We start from the raw sequence: 18,821 nt of genomic DNA on the forward strand, positions 1-18,821 counted from the left end.
GGGGAGCCGCCCTTGACCGACCTCGCCCCTCCTGACCTGGCCAGGCGGATCGTCCAGGCCGCCGACATCGTCACCGTGGCGCTCGACGAGCTGCTGCCGCGCGCCGACGGCCCCGAGACCCGCCTGACCGAGGCCATGCGCTATGCGGCGCTGGGGCCGGGCAAGCGCCTGCGTCCGTTCTTCGCGCTCGAGACCGGCAAGATGTTCGACCTGCCCGAGCGGCCGGTGCTGCGCGCGGCCTGCGCGCTGGAGTGCATCCATGCCTACAGCCTGGTGCATGACGATCTGCCGGCCATGGACGACGACAACGTCCGTCGCGGCCGTCCGACCGTTCACAAGCAGTACGACGAGGCCACCGCCATCCTGGCCGGCGACGCCCTGCAGACGGCGGCCTTCGAGATCATGGCCCACCCAGACACCCATGACGACGGCCATGTCCGTTCGGAACTGGTGCGCAAGCTGGCCATCGCCTCCGGCGCCAAGGGCATGGCCGGCGGCCAGATGATCGACATCCTGGGCGTTCGCGACGACCTGGGCGCGGTGGCGCGCATGCAGCGCCTGAAGACCGGCGCCCTGATCGCCTTCGCCTTCGAGATCCCGTTGATCATCGGCCGCGCCAAGGAAGCCGAGCGCGCCGCCCTGATGGCCTTCGCCCAGGATCTGGGGCTGGCCTACCAGATCGTCGACGACATCCTGGACGCCGAGGGCGACGAAAAGACCCTCGGCAAGGCCGCCGGCGGCAAGGACGCCGCCAAGGGCAAGGCCAACTACGTCACCCTGCTGGGACTGGATGCGGCCAAGGAGCGCGTGGCGCTTTTGGCCGAGCAGACGCGTTCCCATCTCGAAATCTTTGGCGAACGAGCCGAACATCTGCGCGAAAGCGTTGATTTCGTGCTGGACCGCCGCAACTGACCGCGCTTTCTTCCGACATGTCCTCCAAAACGCCTCTGCTCGACACCATCGCCTCTCCGGCCGATACGCGTGAGCTTTCCGTCTCCGACCTGAAGCAGTTGGCCGCCGAGGTCCGCAGCGAAACGATCGACGCAGTGTCGGTGACCGGCGGCCACCTGGGCGCGGGCCTGGGCGTGGTCGAGCTGACCGTGGCCCTGCACCACGTGTTCGAGACTCCCCGTGACATCGTCATCTGGGACGTCGGCCACCAGGCCTATCCGCACAAGATCCTGACCGGGCGGCGCGACCGCATCAAGACGCTGCGCCAGGGCGGCGGTCTGTCGGGCTTCACCAAGCGGACCGAGAGCGAATACGACCCGTTCGGCGCGGCCCACGCGGCCACCTCGATCTCGGCGGCCCTGGGCTTCTGCGCCGCGCGCGACGCGAAAGGCGAGGACAACCACGTCATCGCCGTGATCGGCGACGGCTCGCTGGGTGCGGGCATGGCCTACGAGGCCATGAATGCGGCGACCGACACCACCAAGCGCCTGATCGTCATCCTCAACGACAACGACATGTCGATCGCCCCGCCGGTGGGCGGCATGAGCGCCTACCTGGCCAACCTCGTCTCGGGCGGCGCCTATCGCTCGGTCCGCAAGCTGGGCAAGACGGTGGTCGAGAAGCTGCCGACCCCGATGCGCGAAGCTGCCCGCAAGGCGGAAGAATATGCCCGGGGCATGGTCACCGGCGGCACCTTCTTCGAGGAACTCGGCTTCCACTATGTCGGCCCGATCGACGGCCACGACATGGACGCCCTGGTCAGCGTGCTCAAGAACGCCAAGGCCTTCGGCGACAAGCCGGTGCTGGTTCACTGCGTCACCCAGAAGGGCAAGGGCTACGCCCCGGCCGAGGGCGCGGACGACAAGCTGCACGCGGTGGTCAAGTTCGACGTCGTCACCGGCCAGCAGCAGAAGTCGGCCGGCGGCCCGCCCAGCTACACCAAGGTCTTCGCCCAGGAGCTGATCAAGCAGGCGGAAAAGGACGACAAGATCGTCGCCATCACCGCCGCCATGCCCTCGGGCACGGGCCTTGATCTGTTCGGCAAGGCCTTCCCGGACCGTACGTTCGACGTCGGCATCGCCGAGCAGCACGCGGTGACCTTCGCCGCCGGCCTGGCCGCCGACGGCATGAAGCCGTTCACGGCGATCTATTCGACCTTCCTGCAGCGCGGCTACGACCAGGTGGTGCACGACGTGGCCATCCAGGGCCTGCCGGTGCGCTTCGCCATGGACCGCGCCGGCTTGGTCGGCGCCGACGGCCCCACCCACGCCGGCAGCTTTGACATCGGCTTCATGGGCGCCTTGCCGGGCATGGTGTTGATGGCCGCCGCCGACGAGGTGGAGCTGGCCCGCATGGTCGCCACCGCCGCCGCCATCGACGACCGTCCCAGCGCCTTCCGCTATCCGCGCGGTGAGGGCCTGGGGCTGGAGATCCCGGCCCATGTCGACCCGCTGGAGATCGGCAAGGGCCGCATCGTCCGCGAGGGGACCAGCGTCGCCATCGTCTCGTTCGGCACGCGCCTGGCCGAAAGTCTGAAGGCCGCCGACCTGCTGGCCGCGCGCGGCCTGTCGGCCACGGTCTGCGACGCCCGCTTCGCCAAGCCGCTGGATATCGACCTGCTGCTGCGCCTGGCGCGCGAGCACGAGGCGATCGTGACAGTGGAGGAGGGGGCCATGGGCGGCTTCGGCGGCTTCGTGCTGCAGGCGCTGGCTGAGCATGGCGCCTTCGATCGCGGCCTGAAGATCCGCACCCTGTGCCTGCCCGACGTCTTCCAGGACCAGGACAAGCCCGACGCCATGTACGCCCAGGCCGGTCTCGACGCCGAGGGCATCCTGCGCGGCGCGCTGTCGGCGCTGGGCATGGACAATGTCAGCGCTGCGGGCGCGGGTCGCCGGGCCTAGACCCCGCAGGCCGCGAAGAACGCGCGGACGTAACCGCGATCGGCTGACGCCGCCGCCAGGCTGTAGCGATCGCCCTTGGCGAGCAGCGCCAGGTCGCCGGACTTTTGAAAGCCTTTCAGGGCTGGCGCGCTGGCCTTGCCACGCGCCTCGAGCACGCCGCTTTCGCTGATCGCGTCCTCGATCCTGGCGCCGGCGAAGCGGCTTTCGGTACGACCCGACGCCAGCACCAGTTCCTGACCTTGCAGGCCCACGGCCGAGACGTCGACTCGATCCTGGCCTGGCTGGCAGCTCATCATCAGGACCACGTCGTCGCTGTTGGGACGCCCGTAGGCCAGGCGAGGGACGTCGCTTCCGTCTTCCAGATAGGACCAGCGATAACCTGTCATGCCGGCCTTCTCGTGCGCGCAGCCTGCCAGGGCGGCGGTCAAGAGCGCCAAGGCGGCGAGGGCGATGCGGGACGCCATGGATGGTCCTCCTCGCCCGATCAACGCGGCGCGGACCTGAATGGCTCCTGAAAGCACATCGGGCGCGGAAGCCTCACGGCCGCCGCGCCCGACGATCTTGTCCGAAGACGTCCCGCCTAGAAGGGCGAGAACTTCTCGACCAGCGACTGGCCGGCCGGGGTCTTCTGCACGCGGCTGATGTCGCCGCGGCCGCCGTAGCTGATGCGGGCTTCGGCGATCTGGGTGTGCTTGATGGTGTTGGCCGACGAGATGTCCTCCGGACGCACGATGCCGGCCACGGTCAGCTGGCGCAGCTCGGCGTTGGTGCGGACTTCCTGGGTGCCCTGGATGACCATGTTGCCGTTCGGCAGCACCGAGCTGACCACGGCGGCGATCGTCAGGCTGATCTTTTCCGAGCGCTGGACGCTGCCGGCCCCGGCGTTGGTGGTGGCCGAGTTGGTGTTCAGGGCGTTGGCGGGGTCGAAGCCGCCCGGCAGGACCTTGCCCAGGCTCGATTCCAGGCCCAGCAGGTTCGGGATGCCGGCCTTCATGTTCGAGGTGCGCGAGGACGCGGTCTGGTTCTTGGTGTTGGCGCTGTCGTCGATGTCGATCATCACGGTCAGGATGTCGCCGACGCGGCTGGCGCGCTGGTCGTTGAAGAAGGCGCGGGCGCCGACGCGCCACAGCGAGTTGGCCGAGGCCGACTGCGGGGTCGGCTCGCGGGCCGAGACGTACTGCTGCTGCATCGGGGCCAGTTCGGCGGGATAGCCGACCGGGGCCAGCTGCGGGCCCTTCACGGCCTCTTGGACGGTGGAGCAGGCGGCCAGCGGCGCGAGCAGGACGGCGGCGGCGATGATGGCGGGGCGACGCATGGGGTGGGCTACCTCTTAGCGAGCGGCGAAACGGACGGGTTGCGAACGGGCTTGCAAGCTCTGGGCCTGCGGGCCGACGGCGGCGGCGCCAGGACCGGTGGCGACGGCCTGGATGATCTTCTTCGAGAGCGTGTTCTGGACGGCGAAGACCTCGCCGGTCGAAGCGGCGGCCATGGCTTTCCCTTGAAGCGAAAGGGAAATTCCGCCGTCGTCATAGGTGACGGTGACCAGGTCGCCGCTCTTGATGACCTGGGCGGCGCCCACGTCGCGGGTCTGGGCTGCGGCGCCTTCACGCAGGGGGCGCTTGGCGGCCAGGCCGATGATGGCGTCGGCGTCGCGCGGAGCGTCGGCCGGGGCGCCGGCCATCTTCACCCAGATCAGGTCCTGCGGCTGGACGATTTCGCCGGCCGTGATGCTGCGGGCGTAGGCAAGAACTTCCACGTTGCCGCGGGCGGCGCCGGCCACGCCGCGGCCGTTGGCCGAGACGCCGCCGTTGTCGACGCCTTCGCGGACGATGATGCGGCGGATGCCGTTGGTGTTGGCCCAGTCGAAGCCCGCGCGGCGGGCCGAGACCTGCACCTGGCCGGCGTCGAGCACGGCCGTCGGGCCCATGCGGGCGGCGACCACCATGTCGGCGGCCGGGCCGGTGACGCCGTCGAACAGGTCGCCCAGCGTGACGCGGCCGTCGGCGTCGGTGGTGTCCATGCGCAGGGTCACCGGGGCGCCGGCGAAGGCGGGGGCGGCCAGCGCGGTGATGACGACGGTCGCGGCGGCGGCGAGGAGGAAGGCCTTCATGAGCTTACGACCGCAGCTGCGAGGTGGCTTGGAGCATCTGATCGGCCGTGGTGATCACCTTCGAGTTCATCTCGTAGGCGCGCTGGGCCGTGATCAGCGAGGTGATTTCCGTGACGGCGTCGACGTTCGACGCTTCGGTGTAGTGCTGCAGCAGGGTGCCGAAGCCCGGCTCGCCGGGGGCGGCGAGGTTGGCCGCGCCCGAGGCGGCGGTTTCCAGCAGCAGGTTGTCGCCGATCTGTTCCAGGCCGCCTTCGTTCATGAAGGTGGCCAGCTGGATCTGGCCGATGGTCTGCGGGTCGGTCTGGCCGTCCAGCTTCACCTGCACCAGGCCGGTCTTGCCGATGATGATGTCGGTGGCGTTCTGCGGGACCGTGATGCCCGGCTGGACGGTGTAGCCGTCCTCGGTGACGATCTGGCCCTGGTCGTTGGTCGAGAAGTTGCCGGCGCGGGTATAGGCCGTCTCGCCCGAGGGCAGCAGGATCGGCAGGTAGCCCTTGCCCTGGATGGCGATGTCCAGGGGATTGTCGGTCAGGGTCGGGGTGCCCTGCTCGGTGATGCGGTAGACCGAGCCGGCCTTGACGCCGCCGCCGACCTGCACGCCGGTCGGGACGACATTGCCGTTGCTGGACGACTGCGAACCCGCGCGCTCCACCTGCTGGTACAGCAGGTCCTGGAACTCTGCCCGTTGGCGCTTGAAGCCGACGGTGTTCATGTTCGCGATGTTGTTCGAGATGACTTCGACGTTCAGCTGTTGCGCTGACATGCCCGAAGCGGCGGTGCGGAGAGCTTGCATGGGCTAGCGTCCCTTAGTTGACTTTGCCCAGCCGCTCGACGGCGGTCCGGGACAGTTCTGCGGTGTTGTCCATCATCTTGGCGACGCCTTCGTAGGCGCGCTGGATCTCGATCAGCTTGGTGATCTCGATGACTGGCTGGACGTTCGAGGATTCGAGCATGCCCTGGTGGACGCGAGCGTCCGGCGCGGCTTGCAGGGTGGTGTTGGTGGTGTTGCGGTAGAGGTTGTCGCCGTCCTTGGCCATCGAGGCCATGTCGTCGGGGCGGACCACGGCGATGCGGCCGACGCGGACCGCGCCCTGGCTGACGGTGCCGTCCTTGCCGATCGAGACGGGGCCCAGCGTCGGGTCGATGGTCATCGGACCGCCGCCCTCGTCCAGGACCGGATTGCCCTGCTCGGTGACCACCTGGCCTTCCGGGTTGGTCGTGAAGCGGCCGTCGCGGGTGTAGCGGTCGCCGGAGGCGGTCTGGACGTGGAAGAAGCCCATGCCCTCGATCGCCAGGTCGAAATCCCCGCCCGTCTTGGTCATCGCGCCCTGCGTGAAGTCGCGGGCGACGCCGGTGTCCATGACGAACTTGACCGGGGACTTGCCGTCCAGGGTCTTGGCCGGCTTGGCCTGTTCCGTGGCGACCATCAGGTCCTCGGTCTTGAAGCCGGTGGTGTTGGCGTTGGCGATGTTGTTGGCCACGATGTCGAGCTGGCGGCGCAGCGTCATCTGACGCGAAAGGCCGACGTAGAGCGCGTTGTCCATGGCGAGTTAACTCGGGCGGCTGGCGCGACAAATGCGCCGCATCCCCTGAAGCAACCTTCGTGCCAGTCCTAAAACGCGTTATAAATCAACAAATAGGAAGGTTAACGCGGGGGTGTTGGTCGGAGTCTGCCGGGCAGATTCAGCCTGCGACCAAATGGCCTCCAAAACACATCGTTAACCATGTCCCCCGCATGTGTACGGGCATAGATTCCAAGGAACCGCGCGCGTGGCCAAGAAACCTGAAAAGGAAGCTCCCGCTCCCGAAGGCGAAGAGGGCGCCGAGGGCGAAGCTCCGGCTAAGAAGAAGCCTCCGATCCTGATCATCGCGATCGCCGCGGGCGTCCTTGTGCTGGGCGGCGGCGGGGCCGCGGCGTTCTTCCTGATGAAGCCGAAGCCGGCCGCCGAGGGCGACGCCGAGCACGGCAAGGAAAAGAAGGAAAAGAAGAAGGAAAAGAAGGAAGAGGGTGGTCACGGCGAGAAGAAGGAAGGCGAAGGCGCGGCCGCCGCGGCCGGCCCCGCGCCCGTGATCAAGGAAGGCCCCGACGGGATCTTCTTCTACACCCTGCCCGATATCGTCGTGAACATGCAGACGGCCGACGGCAAGTCGACCTTCCTGAAGCTGAAGCTGACCTTCGAGCTTCCCGACGAAGAGACGGGCGATGTCCTCACTGAGAATCTGCCCAGACTGCAGAGCATGTTCCAGGTCTTCCTTCGCGAACTGCGTCCGGAGGACCTGAACGGCAGCCAGGGCACCTTCATGCTTCAGGCCGAACTGGTGCGCCGTGTGCACATGGTCGCCGCGCCGGCCAAGGTGAATGCGGTCCTCATCGAGGAGATGCTGATCAACTAGGTCCTCGGGCTGGTTGGGCGAAACGACATGGCGGACGAATTCGACGATCAGGAGGCGATGGCCCAATGGGCTTCGCAAAATCCCCCCGGCGCCTTCGAGGGCGGCGGCGAGGGCGCCAATGAGTTCGGCGACTTTTCCGGCGGCATGGGCGGCTGGGACGACGGCGGCGGCGAAGGCGGCTCCGAGCGCATCCTGAACCAGGACGAGATCGACAGCCTGCTGGGCTTCGATCTCTCCGGCGACGGCGGCGAGGACCGCACGGGCATCCGCGCCATCATCAACTCGGCGCTGGTCTCGTACGAGCGCCTGCCGATGCTGGAAATCGTCTTCGACCGCCTGGTGCGGTTGATGACCACCAGCCTGCGGAACTTCACCTCCGACAACGTCGAGGTCAGCCTCGACAACATCAGCTCGATCCGCTTCGGCGACTACCTGAACTCGATCCCGCTGCCGGCCATCCTGGCCGTGTTCCGGGCCGAGGAGCTGGACAATTACGGCCTGCTGACGGTCGACTCGAACCTGATCTACTCGATCGTCGACGTGCTGCTGGGCGGTCGTCGCGGCACGGCGGCGATGCGCATCGAGGGCCGTCCCTACACGACGATCGAGCGCGTGCTGGTGCAGCGGATGATCGAGGTCGTGCTGCACGACCTGAAGAGCGCCTTCGAGCCCCTGCACCCGGTCAGCTTCTCGCTGGACCGCCTGGAGACCAACCCGCGCTTCGCCGCCATCGCGCGTCCCGCCAACGCGGCCATCCTGGTCAAGCTGCGCATCGACATGGAAGACCGCGGCGGCCGCATCGAACTCCTGCTGCCCTACGCCACGCTGGAACCCATCCGGAAGATGCTGCTGCAGCAGTTCATGGGTGAGAAGTTCGGTCGCGACAACATCTGGGAAGGCCACTTGGCCACCGAGCTGTGGACCACCCAGATGGAGGTCCGCGCGGTCCTCGACGAACAGCAGGTGCCGCTCTCGCGGGTGCTGAACATGCAGGTCGGCGACACGCTGATGCTGAACGCCACGCCCGACAGCCTGGTCGAGCTGCGCGCCGGGGCCATCCCGCTGACGCGCGGCCGCATGGGCCGTCGCAACCATTCCATCGCCGTGCGGGCCGAAGCGCCGCTGACGCCCGCCGCCAAGAAGGCCGTGCAGAAGCTGAAATGAGCCTCGTCGCCTTCGCCATGAACGGATTCCTCGCGGTGCTGCTGATCGCGGCGCTGGCCTTCGGCTGGCGTCTCGAGCGCCGTCTGAAGGCTCTGCGCGACAGCCACGAGGGCTTCGCCAAGGCCGTGGCGGAACTGGACCAGGCCGCGGCCCGCGCCGAGCAGGGCCTGGCCGACCTGCGCGCGGCCACCGACGAGGCGGCCGACACCCTGGCGGTGCGCATCGAGCGAGCCCAGGCCCTGGCGGCCCAGCTGGACGAACGGATCCACCGCCCGTCGGCGACGCCCCAGGCCCGCCCTGACCGTGTCGAACGCGAAGAGCGGCCGTCGCCGGCGCGCGGCGAGCCCAAGCCCGCGTCGCCGTCGGAGCGTCGGCTGAAGGCCGAGGATTTCGAGCGCCTGCTGGATCGCGAGGACCGCCTTCCGCCGACCGCTCGCCCGACCCTGGGAGCGCCTGGCGCCTCCCGCGAAACCCCGCGTTCACGGGCGCGGATCGATGATGACCTCTTCGACGGGCCGGGCGATGGCTCGCGTCTTGGAAGCAACCCCCGAGTTCCCCGCCGATGAAGAACGTTCCGCGCATCCTTCCCCTGGTCGGCATCGCCGTTGGCGGCGTGCTGGCGGTCAACGCCATGGCCGGCGCCAAGTCGCTGCCGGACCTGCTCAGCGGGGCCAAGGCCTTCGCCGAGGGCGTCGCCAAGCCGGAAGGCAAGAAGGGCGGCGAACAAGCGGCTTCGGCGGAAGCCGCGGGCCAGCCGGCCGCCGCCAACGCGCCGCCGCCGCGCGTCTGCGCCCCCTCGGCCGACGCCCTGGCCAAGGAGGCCGGCCTCTCGCCCGCCGAGCTGCGCATCCTGCAGAGCCTGGGCGCCCGTCGCGGCCAGCTGGACCAGCGCGAGCAGGACATCGACGTCCAGCTGCAGCTGCTGGCCGCCGCCGAGGCCAAGCTTGACGCCAAGATGAAGGCCCTGACCGGCCTGAAGGGCGACATCCAGGGCCTGTTGGGCCAGGTCGACGCCCAGAAGCAGGCCGAGGTCGACCGTCTGGTCACCGTCTACGCCGGCATGAAGCCCAAGGACGCCGCCGCCCGCATGACCCTGCTGTCGGACGAGGTGCGCCTGCCGATCGCCGCCAAGATGAAGGAACGCACCCTGGCGATGATCCTGGCCAACATGGCTCCGGGCGAAGCCAAGATCCTGACCGAGCGCCTGGCCTCGCGCCTGAGCAATCCGGCCGTGGAAAAGGGCAAGGCCGCGATCGCCGACAACGCCGCGGCCGCCCCGGGCGCCGCGCCGGCCCAGCAGGCCGATGCGGGCCTGGCCGGCAGCGCCCCCGACGCCGCGCCGAAGGCGAAGGCCGCTCCCAAGAAGGCTGGTTAAGGGAGGCCCATGACGCTTCGCCAGTTCCTGCGCTCCAGCGTCGCCGCCGCGTGCATCGCGGCCACGCTGGCGCCGTCCGGCTACGCCGCGCCGCCGCCCGTCGCGGCGCGCGGCGCGCTGGACGTGCGCGTCGCGCAGGCGGCTGACTTCTCGCGCGTCGAGTTCCACTGGTCCGGCGGCGCGCGCATGGTCTCGCATCGCGAGGGCCAGACCCTGGTGATGCGGTTCAGCCGCGACGCCAATCCCGACCTTTCGACCCTGAAGATCGCCCCGCCGCGCTGGGTGAAGTCGTCCGAGGCCCGCCGCGTCAACGGCGTGCTCGAGATCGTCCTGAACCTGACTGACGACGCCGACGCGCGTCTCGGCAACGCCGACGGCGTCGACTTCGTCAACATCTTCGCCCGTCCGGGCGCGCCGCCGGCCAGCCAGACCTCGGCGTCGGCCGCGCCGGTCGGCCGTCCCAACCCGATGCCCGCCGGCGGCGTGGTCAAGGTCGAGTTCGCGCGCCAGGACCAGCAGGTCACCTTGAGCTTCAACTGGGCCGCGCCCGCCGGCGCCGCCGTGTTCCGACGCGGCGAGGCGGTGTGGATCGTGTTCGACACGCCCGCGCGCCTCGACATCGGCAAGCTGCCGGCGTCCAGCATCCGCTATTCCAAGCTCCAGGCCTTCCAGGGCCCGGACTACACGGCGCTGCGCATCGTCGCCCAGTCGGGCACGCCCTACGTGGCCGAAGGGCAGGGCGGTCTCTGGAAGATCAGCCTGGGGCCCGGCTCGCAGGAGAGCCCGGACGTCATCAAGGTCGCGCGCGACGAGAGCGTCCAGCCCGCAACGTTGTCGGCCGCCGTCTCGGGCGTGACCAAGGCGGTGTGGGTCGCCGACCCGGCCGTTGGCGACAAGATGATCGTCGCCCCGGCCTTGGCGCCGTCCAAGGGCCTGCCGTCGCGTCGCGACTATGTCGAGATGGCGCTGCTGCAGTCCGTGCAGGGTCTGGCGATCGAGACCTACGCCGCCGACCTGCTGGTGCAGGCCGACGGCGACCTGCTGCGCATCGGCCGGCCCAAGGGGCTGGCCCTGTCGCCGGTCTCGGCCTCGACGCCGCCGGAGGAGGCCGCCGCCGGCGCGCCCCAGCCGATGTCGATGCCGGCCCTGATCGACCTGGACAACTGGCCCAAGACCGGCTCGGGCGGGTTCCTGGCCCGCTACAACGCCCTGCAGAACGCCATCGCCGCCGCGCCGGAAGGCGACGGGAAGGACAGCGACACCGGGGCCCGCATGGCCCTGGCCCGCTTCCTGGTCGGCTCGCAGATGTCGTTCGAGGCGATCGGCGTGCTCAACGCGGCGGGCCGCAAGCACCAGGTCCTGCTGGGCGACGCCGAGTTCCGGGGTCTGCGCGGCGTGGCCAAGGTCCAGGCCGGCCGCCTGACCGAGGCCGACGCCGACTTCTCCTCGCCCGTCCTGTCCGACGACCCGTCCAGCGCCCTTTGGCGCGGCTACATCTCGGCCAAGCAGGGCCAGTGGGCCGACGCGCGCGCCAAGTTCGTGGGCGGCGGCCGGGCGCTGGACCTGTTCCCGCCGATCTGGCGCGCGCGTTTCCTGCACGCCCAGGCCCAGGCTGCCCTGGGCGTCGGCGACCTGACCGGCGCGATGCAGGTGATCGCCAAGGCCCTGGCCCAGCCCAAGATCCCGGTCGAGGACCAGCTGGACATCCGCCTGACCCAGGCCCGCGTCTTCGAGGCCAAGGGCGAGAAGGTCCGGGCCCGCCGCATGTTCGAGGCCATCGCCCGCGCGCCGATCGACCGGATCGCCGCGCCGGCCATGCTGCACGCCACCCAGCTGGGCTACGCCAAGGGCCAGATCAGCGCCGCCAAGACCGCCGAGACCCTGAACCAGCTGCGCTATCGCTGGCGCGGCGACGGCGTCGAACTGGAGGTCATCCGGGCGCTGGGCAAGCTCTATATCGACCAGGGCCGCTACCGCGAGGCGCTGGAAGTGCTGCGTTCGGCCGGCCGCCAGCTGCCGGACCGCCCCGAGGCCGTGGCGCTGCAGAACGACCTGTCGAACACCTTCCGCCAGCTGTTCCTGCAAGGCCTGGCCGACGGCATGCAGCCGATCCAGGCCGTGGGCCTGTTCTATGACTTCCAGGACCTGACCCCGATCGGCGCCGACGGCGACCAGATGGTCCGCAACCTGGTGCGCCGCCTGGTCGACGTCGACCTGCTGGACGACGCGGCCAAGCTGCTCAAGTACCAGGTCGACAACCGCCTGAACGGCGTCCCCAAGGCCCAGGTCGCCACCGACCTGGCCTGGATCTACCTGATGAACAAGAAGCCCGAGGACGCGCTGGACGCGATCAACGGCACGCGCACGACCATCCTGCCGCCGGCCCTGAACGCCGAGCGTCGCCTGGCCACCGCCCGCGCCCTGATGAGCCTGGGCCGCTATGACGACGCCCTCGAGCTGATCGAGCGGGACAGCAGCCGCGACGGCCAGGAGATCCGCGCCGAGATCGCCTGGAAGCAGCACACCTGGCCGACGGCGGGCGCGCTGTACGAGCGCGCGCTGGGCGACCGCTTCAAGGCCCCGGGCGCGCTGGCGCCGGGCGACGAGGCGCGCCTGCTGCGCGCGGCCGTGGCCTACAGCCTGGCCGACGACGACAAGTCCCTGGCGCGCCTACGCCAGCGCTGGTCGGGCTTCATCGACTCGGCCGGCAATCCCGACGGCCTGCGCGTGGCCCTGCAGGGGCTGAGCGTCGAATCGTTGTCGGCGTCCGACTTCAGCCGCGTCACGGCCGACAACGAGGCCTTCAACGGCTGGATCGGCCGGATGAAGGACAGGTTCCGCACCGGCCAGCCCGCCGGCTCGCCGGCGCGCGCCTCCCGGTAGGGCAGAGCCTTTCGCGCCAACGCCCGTTCGCTGAGCTTCGAGGCATGATCGGCCTTCGAGCGAGCCCCCGTCACCTAAAATTCACCCGTCGAAAGCCGATTGGTCTTATGGCGGCCTCCAGACGTTTAGCCTAGTTAAGGCGCGTCCTCCGTCCCACATGACGGGAGGAAGCTGGAGCGCTTGCCTTTCTGCCGCAGGCATGTCATGACAACGTTGTCATAGGGTGGACGACATTGGTGAAGAAGAAAGACGACGGCGAGAACGGCCGCGAGGTCCTGGTGCTGCTGGGCGGCGCGGGTGATCTGGCTCTGCGAATGCTTTTGCCTTCGCTGTACTTCCTGGAACTTGATCGGCTGCTGCCGCACGACTTGCGGATCATCGGCGTAGCGCGCGCGGACCATGACGCCGCCGGCTACAAGGCCCTGGTGCGCGAGCAACTGGGCAAGCGCGCGACGGTGGAGGAGGCGGTCTGGAACCGCCTGGCCGCCCGCCTCGACTACGTGCCCGCCAACATCACCAGCGAGGACGACACCAAGAAGCTGGCCGAGCGGATCGGCGAGCACGGCGACCTGGTCATCTTCTTCTCGCTGTCGCCCAGCCTGTACGGCCCGGCCTGCCAGGCGCTGCAGGCGGCCGGCCTGACGGGGCCCAAGACCCGCCTGATCCTGGAGAAGCCCCTGGGGCGCGACCTGGAAAGCTCAAAGGTCACCAACGCCGCCGTCGCCGCCGTGGTCGACGAGAGCCAAGTCTTCCGGATCGACCACTATCTGGGCAAGGAGACGGTCCAGAACCTGACCGCCCTGCGCTTCGCCAATGTGCTGTTCGAGCCCCTGTGGGACCGCAACACGATCGACCACGTGCAGATCACCATCGCCGAGACCGAGAAGGTCGGCGACCGCTGGCCCTATTACGATGAATACGGCGCGCTGCGGGACATGGTGCAGAACCACATGCTGCAGCTGCTCTGCCTCGTCGCCATGGAGGCGCCGTCGGGCTTCGACCCCGACGCGGTCCGCGACGAGAAGGTCAAGGTTCTGCGCAGCCTGCGCCCCTTCACCAAGGAGAGCGTGGCCCACGACACGGTGCGCGGCCAGTACGTGGCCGGCGTGGTCGAGGGCGGCGCCCGGCCGGGCTATGTCGAGGAAGTCGGCAAGGCCACCAAGACCGAGACCTTCGTGGCGATGAAGGTGGCGATCGACAACTGGCGCTGGGACGGCGTGCCGTTCTTCCTGCGCACCGGCAAGAACCTGCCCGACCGCCGCACCCAGATCGTCGTCCAGTTCAAGCCGCTGCCGCACAACATCTTCGGCCCGCTGACCGACGGTGAACTGTGCGCCAACCGCCTGGTCATCGACCTGCAGCCGGACGAAGACATCTCGCTGACGATCATGAACAAGCGTCCGGGCCTGTCGGAAGAGGGCATGCGCCTGCAGTCGCTGCCGCTGTCGCTGTCGTTCGGCCAGAGCGGCGGCCGTCGCCGCATCGCCTACGAGAAGCTGTTCGTGGACGCGTTCCGCGGTGACCGCACCCTGTTCGTGCGCCGTGACGAGGTCGAGCAGGCCTGGCGGTTCATCGACGGCGTCTCGGCCGCCTGGGCCGAGGCCGGCATCGAGCCCGCGCCTTACGCCGCCGGCACCTGGGGGCCGCAGTCCTCGCAGGGCCTGATCTCGCCCGGCGGCCGGTCCTGGAAGGCTTGAGCATGGCCCAGGAACCAGCAAAGCTGGAAGCCTTCGGCTCGCGCGAAGCCCTCTACGACGCCGCCGCCTCGATCCTGGTCGGGGCGCTGACGACGGCCGTGGCGACCCACGGCAAGGCCGGCTTCGCCGCGACCGGCGGTTCGACCCCGGCCCCGGTCTATGACCGCATGGCCGGCATGACCGCGCCCTGGGACAAGATCACGGTCACACTGACCGACGAGCGCTTCGTCCCGCCGACCGATCCCAGCAGCAACGAGGGCCTGGTCCGTCGTCACCTGCTGAAGGACGAGGCTGCCAAGGCCGAGTTCGCGCCGCTGTTCATCGAAGGCGTCAGCCACGAGGAAAGCGCCTATCTGGCCCAGGACGGCGTTGACGCCGCCGCGCCGTTCGGCGTGGTGCTGCTGGGTGTGGGTCCCGACGGCCACTTCGCCTCGCTGTTCCCGGGCAATCCGGTGCTGGCGCGCGGCCTGGATCTTCACTCCGAGCGCTCGGTCCTGGCCGTGCCGCCGGGCGATCCGGCCCCGGACATCCCGCGCCTGTCCCTGACCCTGGCCGCCCTGACGCGCACGGATTTGATCGTGCTGCTGGTCACCGGCGCGGCCAAGAAAGCGTTGTTGGAAGGCGACGTCGATCCGGCCCTGCCGGTCGCCGCCATCCTGAAGCAGGACCGCGCCAAGGTCCGCATCCTCTGGGCGGAGTAGATCGCCATGAGCCTGAACCCGGTCATCGCCGAAGTCACCGCCCGCATCGTGGCGCGCAGCAAGGACAGCCGCGCCGCGTACCTGGCCAACATGCAGCACGCGATCGAGAGCCAGCCTGGCCGCGCCAAGCTGTCCTGCGCCAACTGGGCCCACGCCTTCGCCGCCTCGCCGGGCGTCGACAAGGTCCGCGCCCTGGATCCGAACGCGCCGAACATCGGCATCGTCTCGGCCTATAACGACATGCTGTCGGCCCACCAGCCGCTGGAAGAGTATCCGGCGCTGATCAAGGCCGCCGCGCGCGAGGTCGGGGCCACCGCCCAGTTCGCCGGCGGCGTGCCCGCCATGTGCGATGGCGTCACCCAGGGCCGTCCGGGCATGGAGCTGTCGCTGTTCTCGCGCGACGTCATCGCCATGGCCACGGCCGTGGCCCTGACCCACGACGCCTTCGACTCGGCCCTGTATCTGGGCGTCTGCGACAAGATCGTGCCGGGCCTGGTGATCGGCGCCCTGACCTTCAGCCACCTGCCGGCCTTGTTCGTGCCCGCCGGCCCGATGACCTCGGGCCTGCCCAACAGCGAGAAGGCCCGCATCCGTGCGCTCTACGCCGAGGGCAAGGTCGGCCGCGCCGAACTGCTGGAGGCCGAGAGCGCCAGCTACCACGGCCCGGGCACCTGCACCTTCTACGGCACGGCCAACACCAATCAGATGCTGATGGAGCTGATGGGCTTCCATCTGCCCGGTTCGGCTTTCGTGCATCCCAACACGCCGCTGCGCGAGGCCCTGGTTAAGGAAGCTGCGCGCCGCGCCGCCGCCGTGACCAACAAGGGCAACGAATTCATCCCAGTCGGCCGGATGATCGACGAGAAGTCGATCGTCAACGGCGTGGTCGGCCTGATGGCTACCGGCGGCTCGACCAACCTGGCCCTGCACATCGTCGCCATGGCCCACGCGGCCGGCATCCAGCTGACCCTGGAGGACCTGGACGACATCTCCAAGGCCACCCCGCTCTTGGCCCGCGTCTATCCGAACGGCTCGGCCGACGTGAATCACTTCCAGGCCGCCGGCGGCATGGCCTTCGTGATCCGCGAGCTGCTGAAGGCCGGCCTGGTCCACGAGGACGTCCAGACCATCGCCGGCGCCGGCCTGTCGCTCTACGCCCAGGAGCCGATCCTCGAGGACGGCGTCCTGACCTGGCGTGAGGGGACGCAGGAAAGCCTGGACACCGCCATCGTCCGTCCGGTCTCCGACCCGTTCAGCAAGGAGGGCGGCCTGCGCCTGCTGTCCGGCAACCTGGGGCGCGGCGTCATGAAGATCTCGGCCGTGAAGCCCGAGCACCACGTGATCGAAGCGCCCTGCGCCGTGTTCCAGGAGCAGGAAGACTTCATCGCCGCCTTCAAGCGCGGCGAGCTGGATCGCGACGTCGTGGTCGTCGTCCGCTTCCAGGGGCCGTCGGCCAACGGCATGCCCGAGCTGCACAACCTGTCGCCGTCGATCTCGGTGCTGCTGGACCGCGGCTACAAGGTGGCCCTGGTCACCGACGGCCGCATGTCGGGCGCCTCGGGCAAGACCCCGGCCGCCATCCACGTGACGCCCGAAGCCGCCAAGGGCGGGCCCCTGGCCTATGTCCAGGACGGCGACGTGATCAGCGTCAACGCCGAAACCGGCGAACTGAAAATCCTGGTGGACGAGGCGGCCCTGCTGGCTCGCACGCCAGCGAACGTCCCGGCGTCCAAGCCGGGCTTTGGCAGGGAACTGTTCGGATGGATGCGAGCGGGGGTCGGCGCGGCCGACGCCGGCGCGTCCGTCTTTGCTTGAGGAAGCATCAGGTCATGGACGGCAATCACAGCGGGGGTCTCGGCCTCGTCGGCGACATCGGGGGCACCAACGCCCGCTTCGCCCTGGTCGAATTCGACGGTCAGGACCCGCGCCTGATCGAGCCCACCGCCTTTAAGGGCGAGGACTACGGCACGGCCGAGGCCGCCATTGAAGCCTATCTGCAGAAGGTCGGGGTCAGGCATCCCGACCAGGCGGTGGTGGCGGTGGCGGGGCCCATCGACCACGGCCAGGTTCACATGACCAATCTCGATTGGCGGATCTCCGAGGACGGCCTGCGCCGGGCCGGCGGCTTCCGCGCCGCCAAGCTGATCAACGACTTCACCGCCCAGGCCCTGGCCGCGCCGCGCCTGGCGCCCAAGGACCTGCGCCAGGTCGGCCCGCTGCCGACTTCGGGCGAGGGGGATCTGGCCATCCTCGGTCCGGGCACCGGCTTCGGCGTCGCGGGCCTGGTGCGTCGTCACGGCCAGGAGATCCCGCTGGCCACCGAAGGCGGCCACGTCGCCTTCGCGCCGCTGGACGAGGTCGAGATCGAGGTGCTGCGCCTGCTGACCAAGCAGCTGAACGGCGGCCGTGTCTCGGTCGAGCGCATCCTGTCGGGTCCGGGCATGGAGGACCTGCACGTCGCGCTCGGCGAGGCCGAGGGCCGCAAGGTCGAGACCCTGACCGCCAAGCAGATCACCGAACGCGCCGTCGAAGGCTGCGCCGACAGCTTGGCGACCGTGAACCGTTTCTGCGCGGTGCTGGGCTCGACGGCCGGCGACGCCGCCCTGACCCTGGGCGCGCGCGGCGGCGTGTTTATCGCCGGCGGCATCGCCCCCCGGATCATCGACATCCTGGAAAAGAGCCCGTTCCGCGAGCGCTTCGACGCCAAGGGGCGCCTGTCGGGCTTCACCCAGGCGATCCCGACCCACGTCATCCTGCACCCGCACACGGCCCTGATCGGCGCCGCTGTGGCCCTGACGCCGGAGGGCCGGGCGGCGGTCTCCTGATCGCGTCCGGTCAGTAACCGGCCTTCTGCATGTCCATCGTCTTCTTCGCGATGAGCTTCTGGCACTGGGCGGCGCTCAGGCCCAGCGGCTTGTCGCGGCCGGCCGCCTGACGCTTGGCGAAATAGGGCTTCACCAGCTCCAGCACATCGGGGGCGAAGAGGAAGGGCTGGTTCAGCGGCGCCAGCGCGGACTGGACCTGGGCCCGCGTCAGGCGCGCCTGACAGGCCCCGACGGTCCTGGCCAGTTCGCCGCCGCCCAGGATGAAGGGCGTCTGCCATCCGGCGCGTCCCTTCGGCTCCAGCAGGCTGTCGACATAGCGCCGCACGACCGTCGGGATGTTGCCGACCGGCGGAGTCATCAGGGTCGAGCCGATGGGATCGTCGACCGCGCGGCGGCATTTGGTGGCCAACTCCTCGACCGCGTCCCTCAAGGCCCGATCGGCGCTGGGATCATCGAGGCGCGCCTGGGCGGCGTCCATCTTGGCGCGCATGGCCTGGTTTTCGTCGGCCTTGGCGGCGGCCACGGCGGCGGCGGCGTCCTGGGCCGAGACCCCTACGCGCTCGCCGTACCGGGCCACCGCCTCGTCGAAGGCCTTTCCGTCCTGGTCGCGAAGGCCGTAGCCGAGAACCTGGCAGGAGGGCGCATCGCCGGCGAGGCGGCCCAGGATGTCGAAGCGACCCATGATCTCGGGCGGTATCGACGGGGATTGCGCGAAGGCCAATGGCGGCGCGATCGACATGATCGCCATGGCCGCCAGCACACCGGACAGTTTCATTCGAGCAGCCCTCCGCCCCGAGCGTTGATCATGGCCATACACGCG

At 69.4% G+C, this 18,821-nt stretch carries 17 protein-coding genes; 11 read left to right on the forward strand and 6 right to left on the reverse strand.

The window, feature by feature from the left end; all coding sequences use genetic code 11:
• The first annotated feature begins 12 nt into the window (after window positions 1-12).
• Both K8940_RS07365 and dxs read left to right on the forward strand, forming a co-directional pair.
• Window positions 13-912: a polyprenyl synthetase family protein gene (locus tag K8940_RS07365; RefSeq protein WP_223394258.1), complete on the forward strand. Its 900-nt coding sequence runs from the start codon at window positions 13-15 to the stop codon at window positions 910-912.
• Between the two features lie 17 nt (window positions 913-929).
• Window positions 930-2,852, forward strand: a complete 1,923-nt coding sequence (dxs, locus tag K8940_RS07370) for a 1-deoxy-D-xylulose-5-phosphate synthase (RefSeq protein ID WP_223394260.1) — start codon at window positions 930-932, stop codon at window positions 2,850-2,852.
• Here the strand turns inward: dxs and K8940_RS07375 are convergent.
• From K8940_RS07375 to flgF, 5 genes are all read right to left on the reverse strand, one after another.
• Window positions 2,849-3,316: a hypothetical protein gene (locus K8940_RS07375; protein WP_223394262.1), complete on the reverse strand. Its 468-nt coding sequence runs from the start codon at window positions 3,314-3,316 to the stop codon at window positions 2,849-2,851. The genes dxs and K8940_RS07375 overlap by 4 nt on opposite strands.
• Window positions 3,317-3,432: 116 nt before the next feature.
• On the reverse strand, window positions 3,433-4,167 hold the full coding sequence (gene flgH / locus K8940_RS07380; RefSeq protein ID WP_223394264.1) for a flagellar basal body L-ring protein FlgH: 735 nt from the start codon (window positions 4,165-4,167) through the stop codon (window positions 3,433-3,435).
• A gap of 15 nt (window positions 4,168-4,182) precedes the next feature.
• Window positions 4,183-4,962, reverse strand: a complete 780-nt coding sequence (gene flgA, locus K8940_RS07385; protein ID WP_223394266.1) for a flagellar basal body P-ring formation chaperone FlgA — start codon at window positions 4,960-4,962, stop codon at window positions 4,183-4,185.
• A 4-nt stretch (window positions 4,963-4,966) separates the two neighbouring features.
• Window positions 4,967-5,755: a flagellar basal-body rod protein FlgG gene (gene flgG / locus K8940_RS07390; RefSeq protein ID WP_223394269.1), complete on the reverse strand. Its 789-nt coding sequence runs from the start codon at window positions 5,753-5,755 to the stop codon at window positions 4,967-4,969.
• Window positions 5,756-5,768: 13 nt separating this feature from the next.
• Window positions 5,769-6,506, reverse strand: a complete 738-nt coding sequence (gene flgF, locus K8940_RS07395) for a flagellar basal-body rod protein FlgF (RefSeq protein WP_223394271.1) — start codon at window positions 6,504-6,506, stop codon at window positions 5,769-5,771.
• Between the two features lie 226 nt (window positions 6,507-6,732).
• On the opposite strand from flgF, the gene fliL reads away from it, so the two are divergent.
• The 9 genes from fliL (at window position 6,733) to glk (ending at window position 18,001) form a co-directional block, all read left to right on the forward strand.
• Entirely contained in the window at window positions 6,733-7,356 is a 624-nt protein-coding gene (gene fliL / locus K8940_RS07400; protein WP_223394273.1) for a flagellar basal body-associated protein FliL, read from the forward strand.
• Window positions 7,357-7,383: 27 nt separating this feature from the next.
• On the forward strand, window positions 7,384-8,520 hold the full coding sequence (gene fliM / locus K8940_RS07405; RefSeq protein WP_223394276.1) for a flagellar motor switch protein FliM: 1,137 nt from the start codon (window positions 7,384-7,386) through the stop codon (window positions 8,518-8,520).
• On the forward strand, window positions 8,517-9,086 hold the full coding sequence (locus K8940_RS07410; protein ID WP_223394278.1) for a DUF6468 domain-containing protein: 570 nt from the start codon (window positions 8,517-8,519) through the stop codon (window positions 9,084-9,086). The genes fliM and K8940_RS07410 overlap by 4 nt, the downstream gene beginning before the upstream one ends.
• Window positions 9,083-9,895: a MotE family protein gene (locus K8940_RS07415; protein ID WP_223394280.1), complete on the forward strand. Its 813-nt coding sequence runs from the start codon at window positions 9,083-9,085 to the stop codon at window positions 9,893-9,895. Before K8940_RS07410 ends, K8940_RS07415 begins: the two co-directional genes overlap by 4 nt.
• A 9-nt stretch (window positions 9,896-9,904) precedes the next feature.
• On the forward strand, window positions 9,905-12,778 hold the full coding sequence (locus K8940_RS07420) for a tetratricopeptide repeat protein (protein WP_223394282.1): 2,874 nt from the start codon (window positions 9,905-9,907) through the stop codon (window positions 12,776-12,778).
• 233 nt (window positions 12,779-13,011) lie between these two features.
• Window positions 13,012-14,475, forward strand: coding sequence for a glucose-6-phosphate dehydrogenase (gene zwf / locus K8940_RS07425; protein ID WP_223394284.1), 1,464 nt, complete (start codon window positions 13,012-13,014; stop codon window positions 14,473-14,475).
• Between the two features lie 2 nt (window positions 14,476-14,477).
• Window positions 14,478-15,176 carry a 6-phosphogluconolactonase gene (gene pgl, locus K8940_RS07430; RefSeq protein WP_223394286.1) on the forward strand — a complete coding sequence of 233 codons (699 nt, stop codon included), beginning with the start codon at window positions 14,478-14,480 and terminating at the stop codon, window positions 15,174-15,176.
• Window positions 15,177-15,182: 6 nt separating this feature from the next.
• On the forward strand, window positions 15,183-16,991 hold the full coding sequence (gene edd, locus K8940_RS07435) for a phosphogluconate dehydratase (protein WP_223394288.1): 1,809 nt from the start codon (window positions 15,183-15,185) through the stop codon (window positions 16,989-16,991).
• 14 nt (window positions 16,992-17,005) lie between these two features.
• Complete coding sequence (gene glk / locus K8940_RS07440; protein WP_223394290.1) at window positions 17,006-18,001, forward strand: glucokinase; 996 nt, start codon at window positions 17,006-17,008, stop codon at window positions 17,999-18,001.
• Between the two features lie 10 nt (window positions 18,002-18,011).
• Here glk and K8940_RS07445 read toward each other — a convergent pair whose 3' ends face one another.
• Complete coding sequence (locus K8940_RS07445) at window positions 18,012-18,776, reverse strand: hypothetical protein (RefSeq protein WP_223394292.1); 765 nt, start codon at window positions 18,774-18,776, stop codon at window positions 18,012-18,014.
• Between the last annotated feature and the right edge of the window lie 45 nt (window positions 18,777-18,821).

The sequence above is a fragment of the Caulobacter segnis genome, assembly GCF_019931575.1.
Classification (GTDB): Bacteria; Pseudomonadota; Alphaproteobacteria; order Caulobacterales; family Caulobacteraceae; genus Caulobacter; species Caulobacter segnis_C.

Coding starts and splice junctions, on each gene's coding strand:
- dxs (WP_223394260.1), top strand. CDS start 930: ATGTCCTCCAAAACGCCTCTGCTCGACACCATCGCCTCTCCGGCCGAT.
- K8940_RS07375 (WP_223394262.1), bottom strand. CDS start 3,316: ATGGCGTCCCGCATCGCCCTCGCCGCCTTGGCGCTCTTGACCGCCGCC.
- flgH (WP_223394264.1), bottom strand. CDS start 4,167: ATGCGTCGCCCCGCCATCATCGCCGCCGCCGTCCTGCTCGCGCCGCTG.
- flgA (WP_223394266.1), bottom strand. CDS start 4,962: ATGAAGGCCTTCCTCCTCGCCGCCGCCGCGACCGTCGTCATCACCGCG.
- flgG (WP_223394269.1), bottom strand. CDS start 5,755: ATGCAAGCTCTCCGCACCGCCGCTTCGGGCATGTCAGCGCAACAGCTG.
- flgF (WP_223394271.1), bottom strand. CDS start 6,506: ATGGACAACGCGCTCTACGTCGGCCTTTCGCGTCAGATGACGCTGCGC.
- fliM (WP_223394276.1), top strand. CDS start 7,384: ATGGCGGACGAATTCGACGATCAGGAGGCGATGGCCCAATGGGCTTCG.
- K8940_RS07410 (WP_223394278.1), top strand. CDS start 8,517: ATGAGCCTCGTCGCCTTCGCCATGAACGGATTCCTCGCGGTGCTGCTG.
- K8940_RS07415 (WP_223394280.1), top strand. CDS start 9,083: ATGAAGAACGTTCCGCGCATCCTTCCCCTGGTCGGCATCGCCGTTGGC.
- K8940_RS07420 (WP_223394282.1), top strand. CDS start 9,905: ATGACGCTTCGCCAGTTCCTGCGCTCCAGCGTCGCCGCCGCGTGCATC.
- pgl (WP_223394286.1), top strand. CDS start 14,478: ATGGCCCAGGAACCAGCAAAGCTGGAAGCCTTCGGCTCGCGCGAAGCC.
- edd (WP_223394288.1), top strand. CDS start 15,183: ATGAGCCTGAACCCGGTCATCGCCGAAGTCACCGCCCGCATCGTGGCG.
- glk (WP_223394290.1), top strand. CDS start 17,006: ATGGACGGCAATCACAGCGGGGGTCTCGGCCTCGTCGGCGACATCGGG.
- K8940_RS07445 (WP_223394292.1), bottom strand. CDS start 18,776: ATGAAACTGTCCGGTGTGCTGGCGGCCATGGCGATCATGTCGATCGCG.